Here is a 20,913-nt window from a genome sequence, read left to right as displayed (position 1 = left end):
TGTTTTTTGGCAGTGAGTGCGATGGACTATAAACCCGGGCGCGGGGAAATCTCAATATATAAATATCGATCCCATATTATGGGTTTTACAACTGAGACAACCTTTTCTGCTTCAAGGCTTTTAAAATCCCGCGCCGTATCCACCTCAACATCCGGGTTGCACGTTCAGGGAAGAAAAAATGAAGATCGCTGTGAAAGTTTTATTGATCTGTTGCGCACTTGGCAGCAGCGCAATCGCCGTCGCCTTGCCAATGATCGAAGAGGGGGGATTTGGGCTTACAAAACCCGGCCTGGCGAAGAAAAATCGACCCTGACCATCCTCAAAATCGAGGAGTACCCCAAGTACGGTGAGGTCGTCCATATCCGGGTAGACGACATTCAGATGATCAACCCGGCCACGGGCGCTGAATTCAATGCAATGCCCCATATGCCGTTTCAAGCGAAAGCCTTGCAGCGCAGCCTGATCCGACGCGTCGGGAAAACTGTGCAGGTTCCGGAGTTCAACGAGGGCTACACCTATTGGAAATCGGCTTTCGACGAAGAAAAAGCCGGGGCCTTCAAAATCTCTGTGCGACAGGCGCTGGCTGGATTGCTGAGAGGCAGTTGGGAAGCGATTGATGAGAACACCATAAAAACTCCGCGATCACCTTGAGAATCAACCCTCGGCAAAATCCCGCAACACCTTGCCATCCATGCGATACCGCACCCATTCCTCCTGCGGCTGGGCGCCGAGGGATTTGTAGAATTCGATTGCCGGGGTATTCCAGTCCAGCACGCTCCATTCGAAGCGACCGCAGTCGTTGGCGCAGGCGATTTTGGCGAGATGGCGCAGCAGGGTTTTGCCGGCGCCGCCGCCGCGTTGTTCGGGGGTGATGTAGAGATCTTCGAGGTACAGGCAGTTGCTGCCCAACCAGGTCGAATAGCTGAAGAAGAACACCGCGAAACCGATTGGCAAGCCGTCGCGCAGGCAGATCAGGCCGTGAGCGGTGGCGCCTTCGCCGAACAGGCTGCGTTCGATGTCGGCGACGCTGGCGATGACTTCGTGGCGGGCCTTTTCGAAATCGGCGAGTTCGGTGATGAAGGCGAGGATCTGCGGTGCATCGCTGGGGGTCGCCGGGCGGATTTCGATCGTCATGGACGGGCCTTGTGTGCAAATTAAAGCGCCATACTAAGGCGCGCAGCGGCGCTCGTCACATGGCAATACCTGATTTGCTGAACACTGCTGATCCTGTGGGAGCGAGCCTGCTCGCGAATGCGTCCTTTCAGTCACTCCTTGAGCCAACTGACAGAATGCCTTCGCGAGCGGGCTCGCTCCCACAGGTTCGCGACAATCTGAAAGGATGTTTATGACCGTTGAATATTTCACGCCCATGCAGGCACTTGCATCAGCATTGCTACCCCACGCGCTGCAACCTTCAGACGACGGCGCGCACGACCTCGCCCACCTGCAGCGCGTCTGGCATAACGCACGCACGCTGCATGAAACGGAAGGCGGCGAACTCGATGTCTTGCTCGCCGCAGTGCTGCTGCACGATTGCGTATCCGTCGAGAAAAACTCGCCGCTGCGCGCTCAGGCTTCGCGTCTGGCAGCGGACAAGGCTTCATCCGTCCTGGAAGCGCTGAACTGGCCCAACGAGAAAATCACCCAGGTCGCCCACGCCATCGAAGCCCACAGCTTCTCCGCCAACATCACTGCGCTGACCCTCGAAGCGAAAATCGTCCAGGACGCCGACCGCCTCGACTCGCTGGGCATGCTCGGCGTCGCGCGCACTTTCTACGTGGCCGGGCGCATGGGGGCGGCGCTTTACGATCCGCAAGACCCCGAGGCGCAACACCGTGACTACGACGACACACGCTTTTGCCTCGACCACTTCCAGACCAAACTGCTGCACCTCGCCGAGGGTTTTCAGACCGCCACCGGCCAGCGCCTGGCGCGGGTTCGCCATCAGCGTTTGAAGGGGTTCATGGAGCAGTTCAAGCAAGAGATCGGCATCGACTCGTTGGTAAGCACACCATGACGAAACAAACCGTTCGTCGATCATCGGGCACCAATCCCGACGCACGGCGGACCAATCAAGGGTAAGGATTCCAATCACTGGAGAAGCCCTATGATCCCGTCAAGGTTGACCGCTTTCGTCTTCAGCGCCCTGCTCTGCCCTGCGGTATTCGCCGCCTCGTCCACGGCAGCGGGCACTGGCCCTACCGATCCGACCCCGCCTCGCGCCCCCGCCATCAACAGTGCCCCCGGCATGAACACCGATGGCTCCGGCGTGCCGCTGATCAATCAGCCGCCGGCCACCGGCACTGACCCGCGCACGCAGGGCAGCGATCCGGGCCGTCAGGGCGGCATGAACACACCTGATTCTCCTGCCACGCCCCCTGACAATGCCGGCCCCGGTGTCGGTTCGAAAACCACCACAGGTGGCTCCGGCTCCGAAGGCGCCGGTCAGTAGCAGTTCGCCGACGCGAGCGCCCTATTCACTCCCATGAAGAGGTAACCATGAACGTCGACAAAGACCTGGAAAAAGAAGTCCTCACCCGCCTGCTGCACGCGCACCCCAATGGCTTGGGCAAGGAAGTGCTGGACAATTACCGGGGCGAGAAAGTTGTGGCCAGCGCCCTCGCCGCTCTACAGGATCGCGGGTTGATTCATCATGGTCATGTGACCTGCAGCGAAGCCGGCGAACACTCGCTGAACCTGCCGATCAAGCTCAGCGCTGCCGGCGTTGAAGCGGCGCAAAAACTCGATCAGCAGTAGTTGCGAAGTCGCTCGCTGCCGGTGCGGCGAGCGGCTGTATCTGCACACAAGAGGAGAAATCCCATGCCTCGTGGAAGCAAAGACAAATACACCAGTGAACAGAAGCGCAAGGCCGAGCACATCGAAGACAGCTACGAGAAAAAGGGCGTGTCGAAAGATGAAGCCGAAGCCCGCGCCTGGGCAACCGTGAACAAGCAATCGGGTGGCGGCGAGAAGTCCGGCGGCTCAGGGCGTAAAAAACCGGCGAGTGCCAAGTCGGAAGATCGCAAGGAATCGTCGCGGCGTGCGGTGGCCAGTCGCAAGGGGCATTCGCGTAGCAGCGAAACCTCGAAGGATACGCAGACCGTTGACAGCTTGATGAAGGAAGCCCGGGCGAAAAATATCCCGGGACGCTCTTCAATGCGCAAGCAGGAATTGATTGAGGCGTTGCGCAAGGCCGGCTGAATCTGATGGCCTCATCGCTGGCAAGCCAGCTCCCACAGATATGTCGGGTGGTTGCACTATTGCACTTACCCCCAAGACCCTGTGGGAGCTGGCTTGCCAGCGATTGCGGTGCATCAGTCGCCGCAGGACTCGCGGATGAAAGAATCAACCTCAAACGCCCCCGGCGATGTCGCTGGCCCCCAGCGCGTCACCGCCAGTGCCGCCGCCGCATTCGCCCGCCGCGCCGCTTCCAGGGCATTCAACCCTTGCGCCAACCCGGCGATAAACACCCCGGCATGCGCATCGCCGGCACCGTTACTATCCACCGCTTTCACGGCAAACCCTGGCACATGCCGGCGCTCCCCGGCCTGCTGAATCCAGCAACCCTGCGGCCCGTCGCGCACGACCATCAACACCAAATCCGGCAAATGTCTGACCAGCCGATCCAGCGCCTCTGCGATGTCCTCAGCAGCCGTAAAACGCAGCGCCTCGACGCTGTTGCTGGTCCACACATCAATGCGCGGCAGCAACGCCTGCATCAACGGCGAGTCCGGCGACTCCACCAGCGGGCCCGGATCGAACACCACGTTGATGCCCTTCGGCAAGGCCAGCGTCCAGTCCAGCAACGCTTGCGCCTTGCCCTCGTGAAGCAGGCTGTAACCGCTGAGGTAGACAAAATCGCCCGCCTCGGCGGCAACGCCGTTCAAGTCTTCGGAGGACACCTCACCTTCGGCACCGATATAGGAAATGAAACTGCGCTCGGCCGAGGCATCGGTCAGCGCCACGCACAAACCGGTGTCGCGCTCAGCAGGTTCAGCAATACCGATGCAGATGCCTTCCGCCTGCATCGCCTGCCGCGCCAGATCACCGAAACGTCCGGTGCCGTGACGCCCCAGGTAAACCACGGGCAGGCCATTGCGCACCGCCGCCGCCATCACGTTGAACCCGCCACCCGCTTCGAAACCCGCCGACTGCGCCAATACATCGCCGCCAATCTGCGGAAGTTTTTCCACGGCCATGACCAGGTCGATGATGACCTGGCCGGTGTGCAACATCTTAGGCATGAGCATTCTCGGGTTGCGCGGCGCGGCGATCTTTCGCCCCGCCCAATACAAGGTACAGGCCGCCGGCAACGACAAACGTCACGATCCAGCCGAGGCCGTTATGGCCCAGCCACGAATCGGACAGGAAACCCTTGAACCAGACGTTTTCGGCAGTGGTGCCGATGGTGGTGAAACTGAAACCCAGCACGATGGCAATCGCCCAGGCACCAAAGGCGCGCCATTCGATACCGCCGCGATACCAGTAGGCGCTGCTCGGGCTGACGTCGAGCAGGTCCTTGGGGCTGTAGTAGTGACGATGGATCAGATCGACCACGAAGATCCCGACCCACGCGGTGATTGGCACCGCCAGCAGGGAAATGAAGGTGATGAACGGGCCGTAGAAGCTGTCGGCAATCAGCATGAAATAAATTGAACCGGCGAAGATCGCGACGATGTCCACCACTACCGCGTAGACGCGTTTGACCTTGAGGCCAAGCGTCAGCGTGGTCAGGCCCGCGGAGTACACCGACAGGTTGTTCGACAGCAGCAGACCACCGAACGCAGTGATCAGATACGGCACGGCCATCCAGGTCGGCAGCATGTCGCGGATCGCCACGATCGGGTCAGTCGCCGACGCCAGATCGTTGTTGCCCACCGAGAGCAAGCCGCCGAGGGTGATCAGCAGCACCAACGGAATACCCGCGCCGAACGCAGCGGAAGCGACCAGCCGCACGGCTTTGACGCTGCGGTGCTGATAACGCGACATGTCCGCGCCAGCGTTGGCCCAACCGATCCCGGTGCCGGCGGCCATGGTGCCGATACCGATGATCATCGCGCTCAGCGGCGCCGGCGTCGCGTTGAATACCGCGCTCCAGTCGATGGTCGCGCAGAGGAAACCGCCGACCAGAATGTTCAGCGCACCGAACACATAGGTCGCCCACTTCTGGATGACCAGCAAGGTCGCATGACCAAGGCCGGACACCGCCAGGGTCAGCAGGACGAAAATCGCGATGAAGATCAGCGTCAGCAGCGGCGCACTTTTCGCTTCGACCGGCGAGCCGAACAGGATCGAACACAGCGACAGCAACACGAACGCGGCGGTGGTGGTATTGACCGTTTCCCAGCCCAGACGCGACATCAGCGACACCAGTGTCGGGCCGATATTGCCGCGGACGCCGAAGATCGCTCGTGACAGAGTCAGACTGGGCGCGCGGCCCCGTCGACCGGCAATCGAAATGATCCCGACCACCGCAAACGAACCGGCGGCGCCGAGGATCGCGACGATGATCGCCTGCCAGATCGCCAACCCGCGAAACGCCACCAGCGTGGCGCCCAATGGCAGACCGAGAATGGAAATATTGGCGGCGAACCAGACCCAGAAAAGCTGCAACGGATGGCCGTTGCACTCGGCTTCCGGCACCGGTTCGATGCCGCGGGTTTCCAGTTGCCCGGCGCTCTGCCCGGCAGTCGATGAACTCATGAACGTGCTCCTGTTTGCCTTTTTTGTGGTTGTGGCAATGATGCAAAACGACAAGACAATCGGCCTTCCGAGGCCTGTCTGGGCGATCCATTGCGGTGTGAGAATTCAAATAGGCGGTGCGCCCTTCGCGAGCAGGCTCGCTCCCACAGGGAAATACGGTGCCAGTGTGGGAGCGAGCCTGCTCGCGAAGAGGCCAGCCAGTCAACGCAAGGCCAACAGCCCCTGCACCAACGGCTCAAGCTCCAGATGATTAACGGCCTTCACCGTATCAATCATCTCGGCAGGCCAACACTCAAGCCCCAGGCAGGCGCCCAGCATCGCGCCTAGAATCGCCGCGATGGTATCCGTGTCGCCACCGAGGCTGGCTGCCATGCACAACGCCTCGAACGGGTTCATTTCGCCGATGGCGACTTGCTGCGCCAAAGCGAACGAAACCACCACCGATTCCTGCGACGCCACCGAGGTGCCGATCACGTCATACAACAAATCCGCCAGCAGCGCCTTGTCGCTGTCGACACTGATGGTGCGCGCCCAACTGATCCGCGAGCCGATTCGGCCGCCGGCGACCCAGTGCCCGTGGGTTTCTGCCTGCTGCGCGATTTGCTGACCAAGGTTCAACGCCTCGCCCAGATCCAGACCATTGACGCCAGCCGACACCACCGCCGCCACCGCTGCCGCGCTGGAAATTCCCAGCGTGGTGTTGTGGGTAACCTGGCAGGCTTGCACCACGGCCGCGATAAACCGTTCGCGATTCGCTACATCGGCGGCGATCCCGACCGGGGTGATGCGCATCGCCGCGCCGTTGGTGGTGCCGTAACGCCCGGCCTCTTCCGGCGAATGGCCGGCGAGGATCATTTCAATGGCGCGCTTGGTCGAGGGGCCGAGCAGATCCTGCGAGCCCTTGGCCTGCATCTCGGCTTCCCACTCGATCAAACGCTGCGCGAGGATCGCCGGCTCGATGTGGCCCTTGCCTTCGACCAACAATTCACCGACCAGAATCGCCTGTTCGGTGTCGTCGGTGATCGAGCCTTTGGGCATATTCGCAGCGATGGGTTGCAGCGGCCCGGCGTCCTGCAGATCGGTGATCTGGCCGAAACGCGTCTTGATCGTTTCGCGACTGAGCGACTGCGTCGGCATGCCCAGCGCATCACCGAGGGCCAGACCATAAAAAGCGCCAAGGGCACGGTTGAGCGCGGTCATCTCGATTCTCCGAATTGCAGGTGCAGACGAAAATGCACCGGGTCGAGCAGACTTTCGACTTGTTCCATGAAGCGGTTCTGGCGGTCGTAAGTGGTGCGCAGGGCTTTGAGGAAGACTGTGCCGACCGGGCGGCCAAGCAGCTCAGCGTCTTCAGCATTCAGCGGCTCGGCGCCGATCCACTGATCGCCGCGTTCACCGATATAGCCATACGCGGCCAGAGTGATGGTCAGGGAATTGTCGATCAGGCCGACACGCGGCAGGCTTTCCAGGCCGCCACTAGCCGGCATCAATGAGCGTTCGAGGGACACCAGCGTACCGTCAGTGGCGCGCCGACGACGGTCGAGGGTGATGAATTGGTCGGTGCCGAAACGCACCAGCAGATCGGGCCGGGTCACGGCTTCCAGGCGCAGCACTTCAGTGTTGATCAGCGCCCCGCTGTCGGCCAGCGCCTGCGCCCAGCCGCTGCGCTGATCGAGGGCGACACCGTCGAAGGTGACGATGGAGCCGACGCCGCTTTGCGTGGCGATGTAATTGCGCCGCTTCAGTTCGGCCAGCGCTTCGCGCAACGTGCCCCGACTGACCTTGAATTCCTGAGCCAACTGATGCTCGCCGGGCAACAGAAAGCCGTCCTCCATAAGGCCGCTTTCGATGCGCCGGACGAGCTCGTCGACCACCCGTTGTTTCTTGTCGAATCGTACCTGTCTAATCATGTACAAATTGATAACCGAAACGGGGCGTGGCGGGCAAGGGATATTTGTGGGAGGTGACCGGTGGAGTGAGCAAAATCAAAAGCAAAATCAACAGCCCCTCACCCTAGCCCTCTCCCGGAGGGAGAGGGGACTGAATGGGGGATGGTCGGGAGATGCGGTGACCTGAAAGTGTTGCGCTGAATCCGAAATCGACCTGTTGGCGAGTAATTGCGAATCCGTAATCAACTCGGTATTTCAGGTCGATGCAGAACGCGAGACACCTCGGTCGGCTCCCTCTCCCCTTGGGAGAGGGCTGGGGTGAGGGGCTTTTGACCTTAGCGTTGCTTCAGGCGGTCGATGACGACGGCCAGCAACAAGATCGAACCACGAATCACATACTGATAAAACGTATCAATGTTCTTCAGGTTCATCGCATTCTCGATGATCGCCAGAATCAACACCCCGGCAATCACATGGCGGATCATGCCGATCCCGCCGCTCAGCGACACCCCGCCCAGCACGCAGGCCGAGATCACCGTCAGTTCGAAACCCTGACCGATCATGGGCTGCCCGGAGGTCATCCGCGACGCCAGAATCACCCCGGCCAGCGCACCGATCAAGCCATGCACGGCGAAGATGATGATCTTGGTCCGGTCAACGTTGACACCCGCCAACAGCGCCGCTTCCTGGTTGCCACCGATGGCCATGGTGTTGCGCCCGTAGGTGGTGTAATTGAGCAGCCAGCCGAAAAACAGGAAGCAGACGATGGTGATCAGGATCGGCACCGGCACACCGAACAACTGGCCATTGCCGAAGACGAAGAACGATTCCTGCGACACGCCGACTGCTTTGCCGTTGGCAAAAATGTAGGCCAGGCCACGGACGATCTGCATGGTCGCCAGCGTGGTGATCAAAGCGTTGACGCGCAATTTCGCGATCACGATGCCGTTGATCAGGCCAACGATCAGGCCCATCGCCAGCGCCGCGCTGACGCCGAGAAACACACTGTTGGTGTCGCGCATCACGACTGCCGCGACCACACCGGCACAGGCGATCACCGAGCCAACCGACAGGTCGAAGTGGCCCGACGCCAGGCAATACAGCATGGTGCACGCGGCGATGCCGGTGGTGGAAATCGCCAGGCCCAGCCCGCGCATGTTCAACGGCGAGAGGAAGTTGTCGATCAGCAGCGTGCAGGCAATGAAGATGCCGATCGCCGCCAGCAGCATGACCCAGTCGTCGAGGAAGCGACGCATGTCCAACGGTTTGCGCTCGGTCGGCAGGGTTTCGTTTTGGGTTGTCATCATAGTCACCTCTCAGTTCGCCACGCCGTCAGCGCGGTGGCGCGGCAAAGCCAGTTGCAGCAGGTTGGATTCATTGGCCTGGTCGCGGTTGACTTCGCCGCGCAGGGCGCCTTCGCACAGCACCAGAATGCGGTCGGAAATGCCCATCACTTCCATCAGGTCGCTGGACACCACGATCACCGAAATACCGTCGGCGGCGAGGTTATGGATGATCTGGTAAATCTCCGCTTTGGCACCGATGTCGATGCCGCGGGTCGGTTCGTCGAGCAGCAGGACCTTCATCGGCATCGACAGCCAGCGACCAAGAATGGCCTTCTGCTGATTGCCACCGGAGAGGAATTTGATCTGCTGGCCGGCATGCGGGGTTTTCACCTTCAGCGCCTTGATCTGCTTGTCGGCGTTGCCCTTCTCCCACAAGCCGCGAATCAGGCAACCGAGGCCCGAATGCGCACCACGGGCGCTGATGTTGATGTTCTCGGCGACGCTGGCCAAGGGGATGATGCCTTCCTTCTTGCGATCTTCCGGGCACAGCAGAATGCCGGCCGCAATCGCATCACGCGGCGAGCGCAATTTCAGCTCATGACCGCGCAGTTCGAGGCGTCCGGCGGTGTTGCGCTCCAGCCCACTGAGCAGGCGAAACAGCTCGGTGCGCCCTGCCCCGACCAGCCCGAACAGGCCGAGGATTTCGCCCTTGTGCGCTTCGAAACTGATCGGCTCGCGCAGCCCCGGGCCGAGCAAACCGTCGACTTTCAACGCCACGGCGCCGCGCGGGCGATGGCGATAATCGTAGATGTCCTGAATGTCGCGACCGACCATGCAGGTCACCAGTTGATCGTGGGTCAGCTGACTCATGTCATCGAACGTGCGCACGTAGCGACCGTCCTTGAACACCGTGACGGCGTCGCAGATACGGAACACTTCTTCCATGCGATGAGACACGTAAAGCACCACTTTGCCCTCGTCGCGCAGGCGACCGATGATCGCCATCAAGCGGTCGATTTCCCGCGCCGACAAACTGCTGGTCGGCTCGTCGAAGGCAATCACATGGGCGCCGCGCGACAAGGCTTTGGCGATTTCCACCAGTTGCCGCTGGCCGAGCGACAGGCGCCCGACCTTGGTGTGCGGGTCGATTTCATCGGCCAGGCCTTTGAGGCAATTCAAGGCTTTCTGGCGCAGCTCGCCGCGATTGATCAAACCGAAACTGGCCGGCAAATGGCCGAGAAACAGGTTCTCGGCGACGGTCATTTCCGGGACCAGATGCAGTTCCTGGTGAATCACCGCGACGCCGCTGCCGATGCTGTCGGCAGTCGATTTGAACGCCATCGTCTGTTCGCCGATCTGCAGCTCGCCGCTGCTCGGGATGTAGGCGCCACCGAGGATTTTCAACAACGTCGATTTGCCGGCGCCGTTCTCGCCCATCAGCGCATGAACCTGGCCGGGATGAGCGACGAAACTGATGCCGTCCAGCGCCTTCACACCGGGAAAGGTTTTGCCGATCCCGTTGAAACGCAGGCTGCCGCTGGCGCTGTGTTGTTCTTGTGTCTGTACTTGCGCGTGCATAAAGCCACCTCTTCACACCGATAAACGGCCCGGTTGCCCGGGCCGTCGCTGCGTCAGTTCCACAGGCCGATTTTTTCCAGCTCTTGCTTGAAGTTTTCGCGGGTGATCAGGGTGACGTCATCCATGGCGGTGTACTTCGGCGGCTCTTTGCCGGCGGTGATCCACTCGTACATCATCTCGGCAGTTTTGTAGCCTTCGATGTGCGGGCTCGGCAGCATCGAACCGAAGAAGCCGCTGTTAGGCTTTTTCAGTTCGCCGATGGCGTCGGTGCCGTTGATGCCGATGCCGATCACGTTGTTGGCGGCGAAACCGGCCGCTTCAGTGGCGCGCACGCCGCCCAGCACGGTGTTGTCGTTCATGCCGCCGATGATCAGGTTTTTCGCCGCGCTCGGCAGCTTGACCAGCGCCGAGTTGGTGGCGTCCATGCTGCCCGGTACGTCGAGGGTTTTCAGGGCGGCGAAGAGGATGTGATCTTCCGGCATGCCGGCCTTCTTCAGGGCATCGACCGAACCGTCGGTGCGCTTCTTGCCGGTGTCGAGTTCGTTGTAGGTGTTGACCACCGCGTAGGTGTCTTTCCAGTCCCAGTTACGCTTCTTGGCTTCAGCGGCCATGGCGGCGCCCTGCTTCTGGCCGACTTCGAACGCAGCCATGCCGAGGTACGGCACGTCTTCCATGAACTTGCCATTGGCGTCGACAAAACGGTCGTCGACAGCGATTACCTTGAGGTCGTTGATTTTGGCTTTGGCCATGATCGCCGGGCCGAGCGACACATCCGGCGGGCAGATCACAAAGCCCTTGGCGCCGTTGGCCGCGAGGCTGTCGATGGCCGAGAGGGTTTTCTCGCCGTCGGGTACGGCAATCTTGATCAGTTCAAAGCCCTTGTCCTTGGCGGCTTTCTCGGCAAAAGCCCACTCGGTCTGGAACCATGGTTCTTCGGCCTGCTTGACCAGAAAACCGATTTTCACCGCGTCGGCAGCGAGCAGCGCGCTGCTCAGGCTGAACGCAGTGACCGCCAGGGCAGTGCTGCACAGGGTACGAATCCCGAATCGACGTTTCATCAGATGACTCCTTGTTATTTTTTTTGAGCAAGGTTTGAAAAGCGTTGAAGCGTGTTCTCAGTGGAGCGTGTTGCAAATAGTCATATCGTATGATGATTGGATTGCAAGCGTAGTTCAGCGCTGCGAATCCGTTTATTCAGTCGTGGTACATCACCGAGCGCCCGCCATCGATGGTGATGCACGAGGCGTTGATAAACGGCGCTTCATCGCTGGCGAGAAACACCGCCGTCATCGCCACTTCCGGCGGCTGGCCGATGCGTTTCGGCGGGTGCAGGTCGAAGGCGCGCTGGCGCTCGGCGTGCGGGTCGGCGAAACCGTTCCAGTAGTCGACGTTCAGTTGCGTTTCGATATAGCCCGGCGCGATGGCGTTGACCCGAATGCCTTTGGCCGCGTATTCGATGCCCAGCGCGCGGGTCAGGCCGAGCAAGCCGTGTTTGGCCACCGGATACGGGAAGCAGCCGGGAATGATGTGGCTGGAATGGGTCGAGGCGATATTGATGATGCTGCCCACGCCCTGCTCGATCATCTGCGGCAGTACCGCTTTACAGCCGTACCAGGCGCCGTCCAGATCAATGGCGAAGCAGCGGCGCCAGTCTTCTTCGGTCATTTCCAGCGGATCGCGAAAGACGTTGACCCCGGCGCAGTTGACCAGCACATCGATCCGCCCGTGCAGTTCAACGCCGCGTTTGGCCATGGCGTTGAGATCGGTCTGACGCGAAACGTCGGCCTGCATGGCTTGCACGTCGTAACCCTGGGCGCGCCAGTGTGCAGCGACGTTTTCGACCTTTTCGCCCTGGATGTCGCTGATCAGCAGTTTTGCCTGTTGGCAGGCGAAGGCAGCGACGATGGCTTCACCGATGCCTTGCGCAGCGCCGGTCAGCAGCACGACTTTGCCTCGCAGACGTTCACCTTGGGGCGGTGCAGGCACCGGCGGCAGAGTAAGCGCTTCAGCCACGGTCAGGCCTCCTGTGCGCAGGCGCAAAAAAACCGGGCATCGACCGATGTCCGGTTTGCAAGGCGTACAGAATTGAACAGGCAAGTGCGCGCCACGACTACAAGCCGTGGCGAGGGACGGACTTCGCGCTGGAGTGCGATAGACATTCGCTGCATCACTTCACCTGTCTTGTTCTTTTTAAAGTGTGAGTGCGTGTTACTGCTGGAGCCGACTATAAACCCGACCGCCAAATAATCTCAATATATAATTTTGCATCCCACATTATGAGACTTAACCGGCAAAACGCGTACAGAGTTTTCCTGCGACATCGACACGCATCGACACCACCGCGCCATCCAGCGGATGGTTATGCGGGCTCTGGGCACTGGTGATGTACAGGGTTTTCAGGTCGGCGCCGCCGAATACGCAACTGGTCGGACGGCTGATCGGCAGGTCGATCTTGCGGTCCACAACGCCATCGGGCGTCAGGCGCAGCAGACAACTGCCGTCCCAGCGCGCATTCCATACATAACCTTCGGCGTCCATCGCCGAGCCGTCCGGGCCGCCGTGCTGTTCGGATTTATAAAAAACCTGCGCGGCGTCGAGACTACCGTCGGTGCGGATGAAATATTGATTGAGCGTGCTGTCGAGGCTGTCGCCGAACAGCAGCTTGGTGCCGTCGTCACTCCACAGCAGGGTGTTGGGGATGCCCAGATTGAGCAGCAACGGTGTGACGCGTTGATCCGGATCGACCCGGAACAGCCCGCCGGAGCGGCGCACGATCGGCAGGTCTTCACCCTGTTCGCCAATGTTGTTCTGCATGGTGCCGAGCCACAACCGGCCTTGCGCATCGCAGCGCGCCTCGTTGGGCCGGTTGCCGGGTTGCGGGTCGGCGACGCAGAACAGCGTCAGCCGCGGTTCGAGGCCCGGCGAATCAAGATCGAGGCGATAGACGCCGCTGCTCAAGGTCACCAGCGCATCGCCGCTGCTGCACGGAATGAACGCGGACACATGCTCGGGCATCTGCCAGATCTGCACGTTCTGGCCAATCAGACGCAGCGCCTGTTTGCCGGCGATATCGACCCAGTACAGCGCCTGGGTCGGCGCGTCCCAGAAAGGACCTTCACCGAGCTGGGCGCGGTGTTCGGTCAGGGCGGTCCACTGCATTTCAACTCCTTTGATCTTGTTGTTTTCTATGTGGGTGCGCGCCTGCTCGCGAAAGCGTCGTGTCAGTCGATGCACCAGTTGCCTGATACACCGCTTTCGCGAGCAGGCTCGCTCCCACAGGGGATTTTTGCGTTAGCTGGCTTTTTTATCGGCCATGACCTTCGGGTAAAAGCGTTTTATCGCCAAGTCTGCGTTGTCGATCAGGGTCATGCACGCCCATACCCCGCGCGTTGAATCGCGGGCGGCGATGGCGTCGGCCATGTCCTTGTGGATCGGCAATGTGCGGCGCAGTTCATCCGGGTCGGCGGCCGACACTTCGAACGACACCGCGAGCAGCGCGCCGAGGGCCGGGACCATCTGTTCAATAAATTGATTGTGGCTGGCAGCGAGAATGCATTCGTGAAAGGCCTGGTCGGCGCGGTTGTAATCGATACCACTGTCCACCGCGCGTTCGAGCGCGTGATAGGCCAGTTTCACCGCCTCGATCTGTTCCGGGGTTGCGCGTTCGCAGGCCCAGCGCACGGCCATCGGTTCGATGGTGCGGCGCAGATCGAGCAGGTCGTCGACGAAGTTCTCCGGCAAACCGTTGCGCGACAGCCAGCCGACCACTTGCGGATCGAACAGGTTCCAGCGCCGCACCGGCAAGACCCGCGTGCCGACTTTTGGCCCGACTTCGAGCATGCCTTTGGCGACCAGGGTTTTGATCGCTTCGCGAATCACCGTGCGGCTGACCCCGAGCTGTTCGCCCAGATCCGCCTCGACCTTGATGGTCTGCCCCGGCCGCACCTGACCCGCAGCAATCCAGCTGCCCAGCCAGTCAACGGTTGACGCATGAAAGCTGCTGGACATGAACACCTCAAAGCGGTTCGCGATGGGTGCTTACGCTAATCATCATACGAATAACAGTCAACGGGATTTTTTCAGGCATACCAAAAACCCAATGTGGGAGCGAGCCTGCTCGCGAAAGCGGTATTTCAGTCAACATTGAAAGTGACTGATGCACCGCTTTCGCGAGCAGGCTCGCTCCCACAGGGGTCTAGTTCTAGGGTTCGAGGCCAATGCGGAAGAACTCGCCTCCGCTCCACACGCCCAGCCAGCGCTGGCCATCGATTTCGCGGCTGACGGCCAGCTCCACCAACTCGTAGAACACGTTGCGGTGGATCAGCGCTTCAAGATTAGTGCGCACATGCACGTAGGGCGCCGGCTCCTGCGTCGTCGGATCGATCTCCACACGCAGCGGATGCTCCTGCCCGGCCTCGGTGGTTTCATCGACGTTGGTGGTGAAGCGCAGCACTTGCGCTTCGCCCTTGCCTTCCACCTCAACGGCGATCGCCACGAACGGCGCGTCGTCGACCTTGATGCCGACCTTCTCGACCGGGGTGATCAGGAAATAATCATCGCCGTCGCGGCGGATGATCGTCGAGAACAGCTTGACCATCGGCTTGCGCCCGATCGGCGTGCCCAGGTAATACCAGGTGCCGTCGCGGGCGATGCGCATGTCGATGTCGCCGCAGAAGTCCGGGTTCCACAAGTGCACCGGCGGCAGGCCTTTGGTTTTGGGGATCTGTCCCAACAGGTCATTGGCTTTTTGCGGGCCACTCATGGCGTCCTCCTTCGGTTATTGGTTGCCGATCCCCAGCAAGCTGCGCGCGTATTGCGCCAGTGGCGGGCCGATCAGGTCTTCAGGCTTGTTGTCGTGGAACGTCAGTAAACCGCCACGACTTTTGATCCGTGCAGTATCAATCAAATACTGGGTGCTGGTCTCGATCAACATGATCTGAATCACCCCGCCGTCGATACCGAGGCGGTCGACCGCTTCCTGATCGAGCCACTCATCGGAGTTGCCGATGCGGTCATCAGCCTTGGCGAAACGCGTGTACAGCAAGTAATGCGCACCGGCATCGCGAGCCTCGCCCATGGCCTGGTCGAGGCCTTCGGGAGCCCGGGCGCGGCGGACCATCGGGAAGTATTCGACAAAACCCTTGAAGGCTTCTTCGGCGACTACGTTCGGTCGCGGGTAGGACCCGCCCGGCGGCGCAAAAGCGCCCTGAGCGATGTAGATGAACGAGTCCGGCTGAATGCGGAAATTGTTCACCCGACGGCTGTCGCTGTGGTCCAGCAAACCGGCATCACTCATCTGGTAGCGAGTGCCTTCGGCCATATCGCTGACAGTCATACAGCCGCCAAGCGCCAAAACGGCCAGCAGCAAAACCAGGCTACGCATCCTATTCCTCCAGAAGCCGGTGACGGAAAACCGGCGAATGGCCGTTGAATGCAGCTTTTGCGCCAGCTCTGGAAATTCAGCGCCAGAGGCCTTCGCGAGCAGGCTCGCTCCCACCCTGGAATGCATTCCACGGTGGGAGCGAGCCTGCTCGCGAAGGCGGTTCTTTAGCCGCCGATAATCTTCATGACTGTCGCACCACCGGAAAACGCCACCTCCTGCTTGTCTCCCAGCGCCTTGATCAGCAAACGCTGCAACGCCGGCAGTGCCTCATGGCGCGGCTTGTCGAGAAGATCACCGACATAGTGGCGGTTGCTCGACGACAGGCAGCCATGCAGCCAACCGGTCGAAGACAGGCGCAGGCGCGAGCAGGTCCGGCAGAACGGTACGCTTTCATTGGCAATCACGCCGAAGTTACCCAGGCCGGGAATCGCATAACGAACCGCCGTGGCATCGATCGGCGCGTCGGTCTGCGCATATTCGTAGCGCTCGCCGATCAGGCTGAGCAGTTGCTCGAGACTGACGAACTGCTGCAGGAACGCATTGGAATCCTTGGCCAGATGGCCCATGCGCATCAGCTCGATGAAGCGCAGTTCGAACCCACGTTCGAGGCAGTAATCGAGCAGTGGCATCACCTGATCGAGGTTCTGTCCGCGCAACGGCACCATGTTGACCTTGATCTTCATGCCCGCCGCGGCGGCCTGCTGCATGCCGTCGAGTACGCTGGCCAGATCACCGCCACGGGCGATGGTGCGGAACGCCGCCGGATCAAGGGTATCGAGGGAGACGTTGATGCGGCGCAGGCCGGCATCGACGAGCAAGGGGAGTTTTTTCGTCAGGAGCTGGCCGTTGGTGGTCAGACTGATATCGTCCAGGCCCATCTTGCCGACGGCGCTCATGAACGATTCGAGTTTGGGGCTGACCAGCGGCTCGCCGCCGGTGATGCGCAAGCGCTCGATGCCGGCCGCTTCGATCAGATACGCCACGCCGCGGGCCATGGCTTCGGCCGACAGCTCATCCTGCGCCGCCACCAGCCGCTTGCCGTTGGGCACGCAGTAGGTACAGGCGTAATTGCAGGCGGAAGTCAGGCTGATGCGCAAATTGCGAAAACGCCTGCCTTGACGGTCAACGATCATGATCACTCCGGCGATGGAAAATCGAGCGGCTAAAACTTGACTCAGAATTCAAGTTTTAGCAAGCCCTATGCCTGAGTATATTCCTGCGGTATTGCGACCTGTAGCGAAATCACGGCGCGATAAGCCGGCTGAATGGCTCAGCTGCTTGGCGTTTCCGGGTCACGCTTGCGCTTGTTGCCCATGCGCACGCCAATGTCCATCAGGAACTGGAAGAAGCCTTCCTGATCTTCCAGCACATTGCTCCAGAACGGCGAGTGGTACAGCGCGACTGCGCCGTGCACCAGCGCCCAGGCGGCGCAGTAATGGAAGTACGGCGGCACGTCTTCAAGCTTGCCTTCGCTGATGCGGCCCTTGATCAGCAGGGTCAGGCGTTCGAAGTTCGAGGCACGGATCTTGTGCAGCTCCTCGACCATTTCCGGGACCTGATTGCCTTTGACGACCTTCTCCTCGAGGCGGTCGAACAGGCGATAGCGCTGCGGGTCACGCATGCGGAATTCGAAGTAGGCGCGCGACAGCGCTTCCTTGTCCTTGTCGACGTCAGCCGAATGCAGCAGCTCGTTCAAATCGCGCTCGTAATCGAGCATCAGGCGCAGATAGATCTCGGCCTTGGATTTGAAGTGCTTGTAGATCGTGCCTTTGCCGATACCCACGGCATCCGCAATCATCTCGACGGTGACACTGTCTTCACCCTGGTCGAGGAACAGCTTGAGCGCGGTATCGAGAATTTCCTGCTCGCGGCGACGAAACTCACGGACCTTACGAGGTTCTTTGTGCATAAGAAAAGGTCTGAAGGGTCAAAATACGAAGCCGCGTATTATGCCTAACTTGCGCAAGAATGCACGGATCATCGACCATATCTGTGTTTGCCGTTCATTTTGAGAACGTTTCAGGGGCAATGAGAACTCAACTGAAGCAAACGTATTCCAAATTTGTTTAAAAACCCTGACCGGCTCACTGGACTGCGCGCCAGACTGATCAATACTTGAACTGTCGGGCGACATCTCCCCCAAGTGTCGCGCCGGTAAAGGTACCAAGGGACCGCGTGCCTTTGTTTTACTCCTAATGGTCTTAACCCGGATTCACCCCCCAGAACCCGGGTTTTTTTTGCCTGCGATTTGGCCAGCCGCTAAAGGGCAGATCTGACACTCGCCAAGGGGAACAGGCGCTTGAAGTTCTCGGTGGTCTGCTCGGCAAAGCGCTCGTAGTTCTCGCCGCGCAGCATTGCCAGAAACTCCGCCACCTCGCGCACATACTGCGGCAGGTTGGGCTTGCCGCGATAAGGGATCGGCGCCAGATACGGCGAATCGGTTTCCACCAATAGCCGATCAGCCGGCACTTTGCTGGCGACATCGCGCAACGCATCGGCATTGCGAAAGGTGACGATGCCGGAGAGGGAAATGTAATAGCCCATGTCCAGCGCGGCTTTGGCCATTTCCCAGTCTTCGGTGAAACAGTGCAGCACACCGGCCTGGGGCAATGCGGCTTCACGCAGCAGCTCGAGCGTGTCGGCACGGGCGCCGCGGGTGTGGATGATCACCGGTTTGCCGGTCTGTTGCGCGGCCTGCAAGTGCAGGCGGAAGGACGCCTGCTGCAGCTCGGCGGCTTCCGGTTCGTAGTGGTAGTCGAGACCGGTTTCGCCGATTGCCACCACTTTCGGGTGATCGAGCTCGTGCAGCAGCCAGTCGAGCGCTGGCGCCGCGCCGGGCTGGACGTCGAGCGGGTGCACGCCGACCGAGCAATCGACATCGCTGTAGCGCTCGGCGAGGGCTTTGACGTCGGCGGCGTTGTCGGCGCTGACGCCAATGCACAGAAAATGCCCGACGCCGCGCCCGCGAGCCGCATTCAACGCAGCATCCAGCGAGCCATCATGGGCGGCGAGGTCAAGGCGATCGAGGTGACAATGGGAATCTACGAGCATAAAAACGGCAACTTACATCGTGTGGGTGGGACGGTCGGACTTCAACGCTCCGGCCAGATGGGTTTCGATGCGACTGCGCGCAGTGTTGTCGCCATCGTTGAACTGCACGCCGACACCGGCGGCACGATTGCCCTGCGCCCCTTTGGGAGTGATCCAGGCGACCTTGCCGGCAACCGGGATCTTCTCCGCCTCGTCCATCAGATTGAGCAGCATGAACACCTCATCGCCCAACCGGTAGCTCTTGTTGGTCGGGATGAACAAGCCACCGTTCTTGATGAATGGCATATAGGCGGCATACAGCACGGATTTGTCCTTGATCGTCAGGGACAGGATGCCGTTGCGCGGGCCGGGGCTGATCGGTTCAAGCATGTTCACCTCCACTGCTGATGTTCAGAGTCTAGGTACACATTTCTATCTTTGACCAGGCAATCCCGCCCATTGCACCAATAAAGCTTCGAGCAGCAACGCAGGATTGAGGTTGGCCTTGCTCAACACCTTCTGCCGCTGGGCGAGAATCCAGTCCTGAATATCGAGAACTTTGCCTTGTGCACTTTTCTGCGCCAGGTACTGCACGACCTTGCGCATGTCAGGCAGACCGAGGCCAGCCTCGTCCTGAGTCAGCTGATAGCGCAGGATCAGGCTCGACCAGTCGCAGAACCAGTCGAACAGGCGCAGCATCGGAATGTTTTTCCATTCTTCAGCCAATTGCGTCGGCGATTGCTGGCCCTTGAGCAGCTTTTTCACGCCTTCAACTACCTGCGCACGCTGCTCGCGTACGCCTTGAGCTTGCAGGCTGACCGCCATCAACGGCGAACCGGCCGCCAACGTCAGCAGTTCGACACGCTCGTCTTCGGAACACTCCGGCAAAGCTTGCGCCAGCCATTGCAGACTCATCGCCTCTCCCGGCAGCGGACAGGCCTGCTGCACGCAACGGCTCTTGATCGTCGGCAGCAAACGGCTGGTCTGGTGGCTGACCAGCAGCAACACGGTATCGCCGGACGGCTCTTCAAGGCTTTTCAGCAAGGCGTTGGCGGCGTTGATGTTCATCGACTCGACCGGCTCAATCAGCACCACTTTGCGCCCGCCTAGTTGCGCGGTCTGGACGACGAAACTGACCAGATCGCGCACCTGATCGACCTTGATGGCCTTGTCGGCTTCTTCCGGTTCGAGAATGTAATTGTCCGGGTGGCTGCCGGCCTTGAGCAGCAGGCAGGATTTGCACTCGCCGCAGGCATCCGGGGTCGGACGCTGACACAGCAGGCTGGCCATCAGGCGCTCGGCCAAGGCGCGCTTGCCGATACCGGCCGGGCCGTGCAGCAGATACGCGTGGGCGTGCTGGCTTCGCCCGGCCAGTTGCTGCCAGAGGCTGTCTTGCCACGGATAGGCCTCAGCCACGGCTCAGCTCCACCAGATTAGGTATCAGGGTATCCAGCGATTGTTGCACCTTGGCCAACGGCTGACCGGCGTCGATCCGCACATAGCGCGCAGGATCGGCTTCGGCACGCTTGAGGAATGCACTGCGCACCGCTTCGAAAAAGGCCCGCCCTTCGAGCTCGAAACGATCCAGCCGGCCGCGCGCGCTGGCGCGCGCCAGACCGATTTCCACCGGCAGATCGAAAATCAGCGTCAGGTCCGGACGCAAATCGCCCTGCACGAAGCTTTCCAGCGTGGCGATGCGTTCCAGCGACAGACCGCGACCACCGCCCTGATAGGCGTAGGTGGAGTCGGTGAAACGGTCGCACAGGACCACGGCGCCACGGGCCAACGCCGGACGGATCACCTCGGCCAGATGCTGAGCACGCGCAGCAAAAACCAGCAACAGCTCGGTATCGGGGTTCATGACTTCGTCGGCCGGGGCCAGCAGCACATCGCGAATCCGCTCGGCCAGTGGCGTGCCACCCGGCTCACGGGTCAGCACAACTTCGATACCGGCGGCGCGCAAGCGCTCGGCGAGGTATTCGCGGTTGGTGCTTTTGCCGGCGCCTTCCGGGCCTTCGAGGGTAATAAACAAGCCAGTCACAGG

At 60.7% G+C, this 20,913-nt stretch carries 24 protein-coding genes; 5 read left to right on the top strand and 19 right to left on the bottom strand.

All coding sequences use genetic code 11. From position 1 onward, the window contains the following. Positions 1-21: 21 nt before the first annotated feature. On the top strand, positions 22-651 hold the full coding sequence (locus tag ACGSLL_RS26540; RefSeq protein WP_394508484.1) for a hypothetical protein: 630 nt from the start codon (positions 22-24) through the stop codon (positions 649-651). A gap of 3 nt (positions 652-654) precedes the next feature. On the opposite strand, the gene ACGSLL_RS26535 is transcribed toward ACGSLL_RS26540, so the two are convergent. Beyond that, positions 655-1,134, bottom strand: coding sequence for a GNAT family N-acetyltransferase (locus ACGSLL_RS26535; protein WP_394508483.1), 480 nt, complete (start codon positions 1,132-1,134; stop codon positions 655-657). 211 nt (positions 1,135-1,345) lie between these two features. Here ACGSLL_RS26535 and ACGSLL_RS26530 point away from each other — a divergent pair, with 211 nt between their 5' ends. From ACGSLL_RS26530 to ACGSLL_RS26515, 4 genes are all read left to right on the top strand, one after another. After that, positions 1,346-2,017 carry an HD domain-containing protein gene (locus ACGSLL_RS26530; protein ID WP_394508482.1) on the top strand — a complete coding sequence of 224 codons (672 nt, stop codon included), beginning with the start codon at positions 1,346-1,348 and terminating at the stop codon, positions 2,015-2,017. Positions 2,018-2,107: 90 nt separating this feature from the next. Continuing rightward, positions 2,108-2,452, top strand: coding sequence for a hypothetical protein (locus ACGSLL_RS26525; RefSeq protein WP_329515371.1), 345 nt, complete (start codon positions 2,108-2,110; stop codon positions 2,450-2,452). 47 nt (positions 2,453-2,499) lie between these two features. Continuing rightward, positions 2,500-2,757: a hypothetical protein gene (locus ACGSLL_RS26520; protein ID WP_203418972.1), complete on the top strand. Its 258-nt coding sequence runs from the start codon at positions 2,500-2,502 to the stop codon at positions 2,755-2,757. A gap of 63 nt (positions 2,758-2,820) precedes the next feature. Continuing rightward, positions 2,821-3,201 (top strand): Rho termination factor N-terminal domain-containing protein, encoded by a 381-nt coding sequence (locus ACGSLL_RS26515; protein ID WP_203418973.1) that lies wholly within the window; start codon positions 2,821-2,823, stop codon positions 3,199-3,201. A 113-nt stretch (positions 3,202-3,314) separates the two neighbouring features. Here ACGSLL_RS26515 and ACGSLL_RS26510 read toward each other — a convergent pair whose 3' ends face one another. The 18 genes from ACGSLL_RS26510 to tmk form a co-directional block, all read right to left on the bottom strand. After that, positions 3,315-4,244, bottom strand: a complete 930-nt coding sequence (locus ACGSLL_RS26510; RefSeq protein ID WP_394508481.1) for a PfkB family carbohydrate kinase — start codon at positions 4,242-4,244, stop codon at positions 3,315-3,317. Further along, positions 4,237-5,703 carry a purine-cytosine permease family protein gene (locus ACGSLL_RS26505; RefSeq protein ID WP_394508480.1) on the bottom strand — a complete coding sequence of 489 codons (1,467 nt, stop codon included), beginning with the start codon at positions 5,701-5,703 and terminating at the stop codon, positions 4,237-4,239. The genes ACGSLL_RS26510 and ACGSLL_RS26505 overlap by 8 nt, the downstream gene beginning before the upstream one ends. 201 nt (positions 5,704-5,904) lie before the next feature. Next, positions 5,905-6,903, bottom strand: a complete 999-nt coding sequence (locus tag ACGSLL_RS26500; RefSeq protein ID WP_394508479.1) for an ADP-ribosylglycohydrolase family protein — start codon at positions 6,901-6,903, stop codon at positions 5,905-5,907. Then, a complete protein-coding gene (locus tag ACGSLL_RS26495; RefSeq protein ID WP_394508478.1) occupies positions 6,900-7,613 on the bottom strand; it encodes a GntR family transcriptional regulator in 714 nt (237 codons plus the stop codon). The genes ACGSLL_RS26500 and ACGSLL_RS26495 overlap by 4 nt, the downstream gene beginning before the upstream one ends. A gap of 314 nt (positions 7,614-7,927) precedes the next feature. Then, positions 7,928-8,896, bottom strand: coding sequence for an L-arabinose ABC transporter permease AraH (gene araH, locus ACGSLL_RS26490; protein WP_093106558.1), 969 nt, complete (start codon positions 8,894-8,896; stop codon positions 7,928-7,930). 12 nt (positions 8,897-8,908) lie between these two features. Then, positions 8,909-10,456 (bottom strand): L-arabinose ABC transporter ATP-binding protein AraG, encoded by a 1,548-nt coding sequence (araG, locus tag ACGSLL_RS26485; RefSeq protein WP_208940215.1) that lies wholly within the window; start codon positions 10,454-10,456, stop codon positions 8,909-8,911. Between the two features lie 53 nt (positions 10,457-10,509). Continuing rightward, complete coding sequence (locus ACGSLL_RS26480; RefSeq protein ID WP_394508477.1) at positions 10,510-11,514, bottom strand: substrate-binding domain-containing protein; 1,005 nt, start codon at positions 11,512-11,514, stop codon at positions 10,510-10,512. Positions 11,515-11,650: 136 nt separating this feature from the next. Beyond that, positions 11,651-12,469: an SDR family oxidoreductase gene (locus tag ACGSLL_RS26475; protein WP_394508476.1), complete on the bottom strand. Its 819-nt coding sequence runs from the start codon at positions 12,467-12,469 to the stop codon at positions 11,651-11,653. 270 nt (positions 12,470-12,739) lie between these two features. Beyond that, positions 12,740-13,615: an SMP-30/gluconolactonase/LRE family protein gene (locus tag ACGSLL_RS26470; RefSeq protein ID WP_394508475.1), complete on the bottom strand. Its 876-nt coding sequence runs from the start codon at positions 13,613-13,615 to the stop codon at positions 12,740-12,742. A gap of 132 nt (positions 13,616-13,747) precedes the next feature. Then, positions 13,748-14,464, bottom strand: a complete 717-nt coding sequence (locus ACGSLL_RS26465) for a FadR/GntR family transcriptional regulator (protein WP_090285176.1) — start codon at positions 14,462-14,464, stop codon at positions 13,748-13,750. Between the two features lie 193 nt (positions 14,465-14,657). Next, the gene (locus tag ACGSLL_RS26460) at positions 14,658-15,218 is read right to left on the bottom strand and encodes a DUF1285 domain-containing protein (protein WP_394508474.1); all 561 of its coding nucleotides are present in this window, start codon (positions 15,216-15,218) and stop codon (positions 14,658-14,660) included. Between the two features lie 15 nt (positions 15,219-15,233). Further along, on the bottom strand, positions 15,234-15,839 hold the full coding sequence (locus tag ACGSLL_RS26455) for a DUF4823 domain-containing protein (RefSeq protein WP_090285180.1): 606 nt from the start codon (positions 15,837-15,839) through the stop codon (positions 15,234-15,236). Between the two features lie 164 nt (positions 15,840-16,003). Then, positions 16,004-16,972, bottom strand: coding sequence for a GTP 3',8-cyclase MoaA (locus ACGSLL_RS26450; RefSeq protein WP_394508473.1), 969 nt, complete (start codon positions 16,970-16,972; stop codon positions 16,004-16,006). Positions 16,973-17,109: 137 nt separating this feature from the next. Continuing rightward, on the bottom strand, positions 17,110-17,748 hold the full coding sequence (locus tag ACGSLL_RS26445) for a TetR/AcrR family transcriptional regulator (RefSeq protein ID WP_016986022.1): 639 nt from the start codon (positions 17,746-17,748) through the stop codon (positions 17,110-17,112). A gap of 350 nt (positions 17,749-18,098) precedes the next feature. Then, positions 18,099-18,890: a TatD family hydrolase gene (locus ACGSLL_RS26440; RefSeq protein ID WP_394508472.1), complete on the bottom strand. Its 792-nt coding sequence runs from the start codon at positions 18,888-18,890 to the stop codon at positions 18,099-18,101. A gap of 12 nt (positions 18,891-18,902) precedes the next feature. Further along, positions 18,903-19,259 (bottom strand): PilZ domain-containing protein, encoded by a 357-nt coding sequence (locus tag ACGSLL_RS26435; RefSeq protein WP_206415902.1) that lies wholly within the window; start codon positions 19,257-19,259, stop codon positions 18,903-18,905. 42 nt (positions 19,260-19,301) lie between these two features. Next, entirely contained in the window at positions 19,302-20,285 is a 984-nt protein-coding gene (locus ACGSLL_RS26430) for a DNA polymerase III subunit delta' (RefSeq protein ID WP_394508471.1), read from the bottom strand. Continuing rightward, positions 20,278-20,910, bottom strand: coding sequence for a dTMP kinase (gene tmk / locus ACGSLL_RS26425; protein WP_208940207.1), 633 nt, complete (start codon positions 20,908-20,910; stop codon positions 20,278-20,280). Before tmk ends, ACGSLL_RS26430 begins: the two co-directional genes overlap by 8 nt. Positions 20,911-20,913: the final 3 nt, after the last annotated feature.

This window comes from Pseudomonas retamae (genome assembly GCF_043496865.1).
Classification (GTDB): domain Bacteria; phylum Pseudomonadota; class Gammaproteobacteria; order Pseudomonadales; family Pseudomonadaceae; genus Aquipseudomonas; species Aquipseudomonas retamae.
Note: the sequence above shows the minus strand (reverse complement) of the source record. Positions and strands in the feature narration are given on the sequence as shown.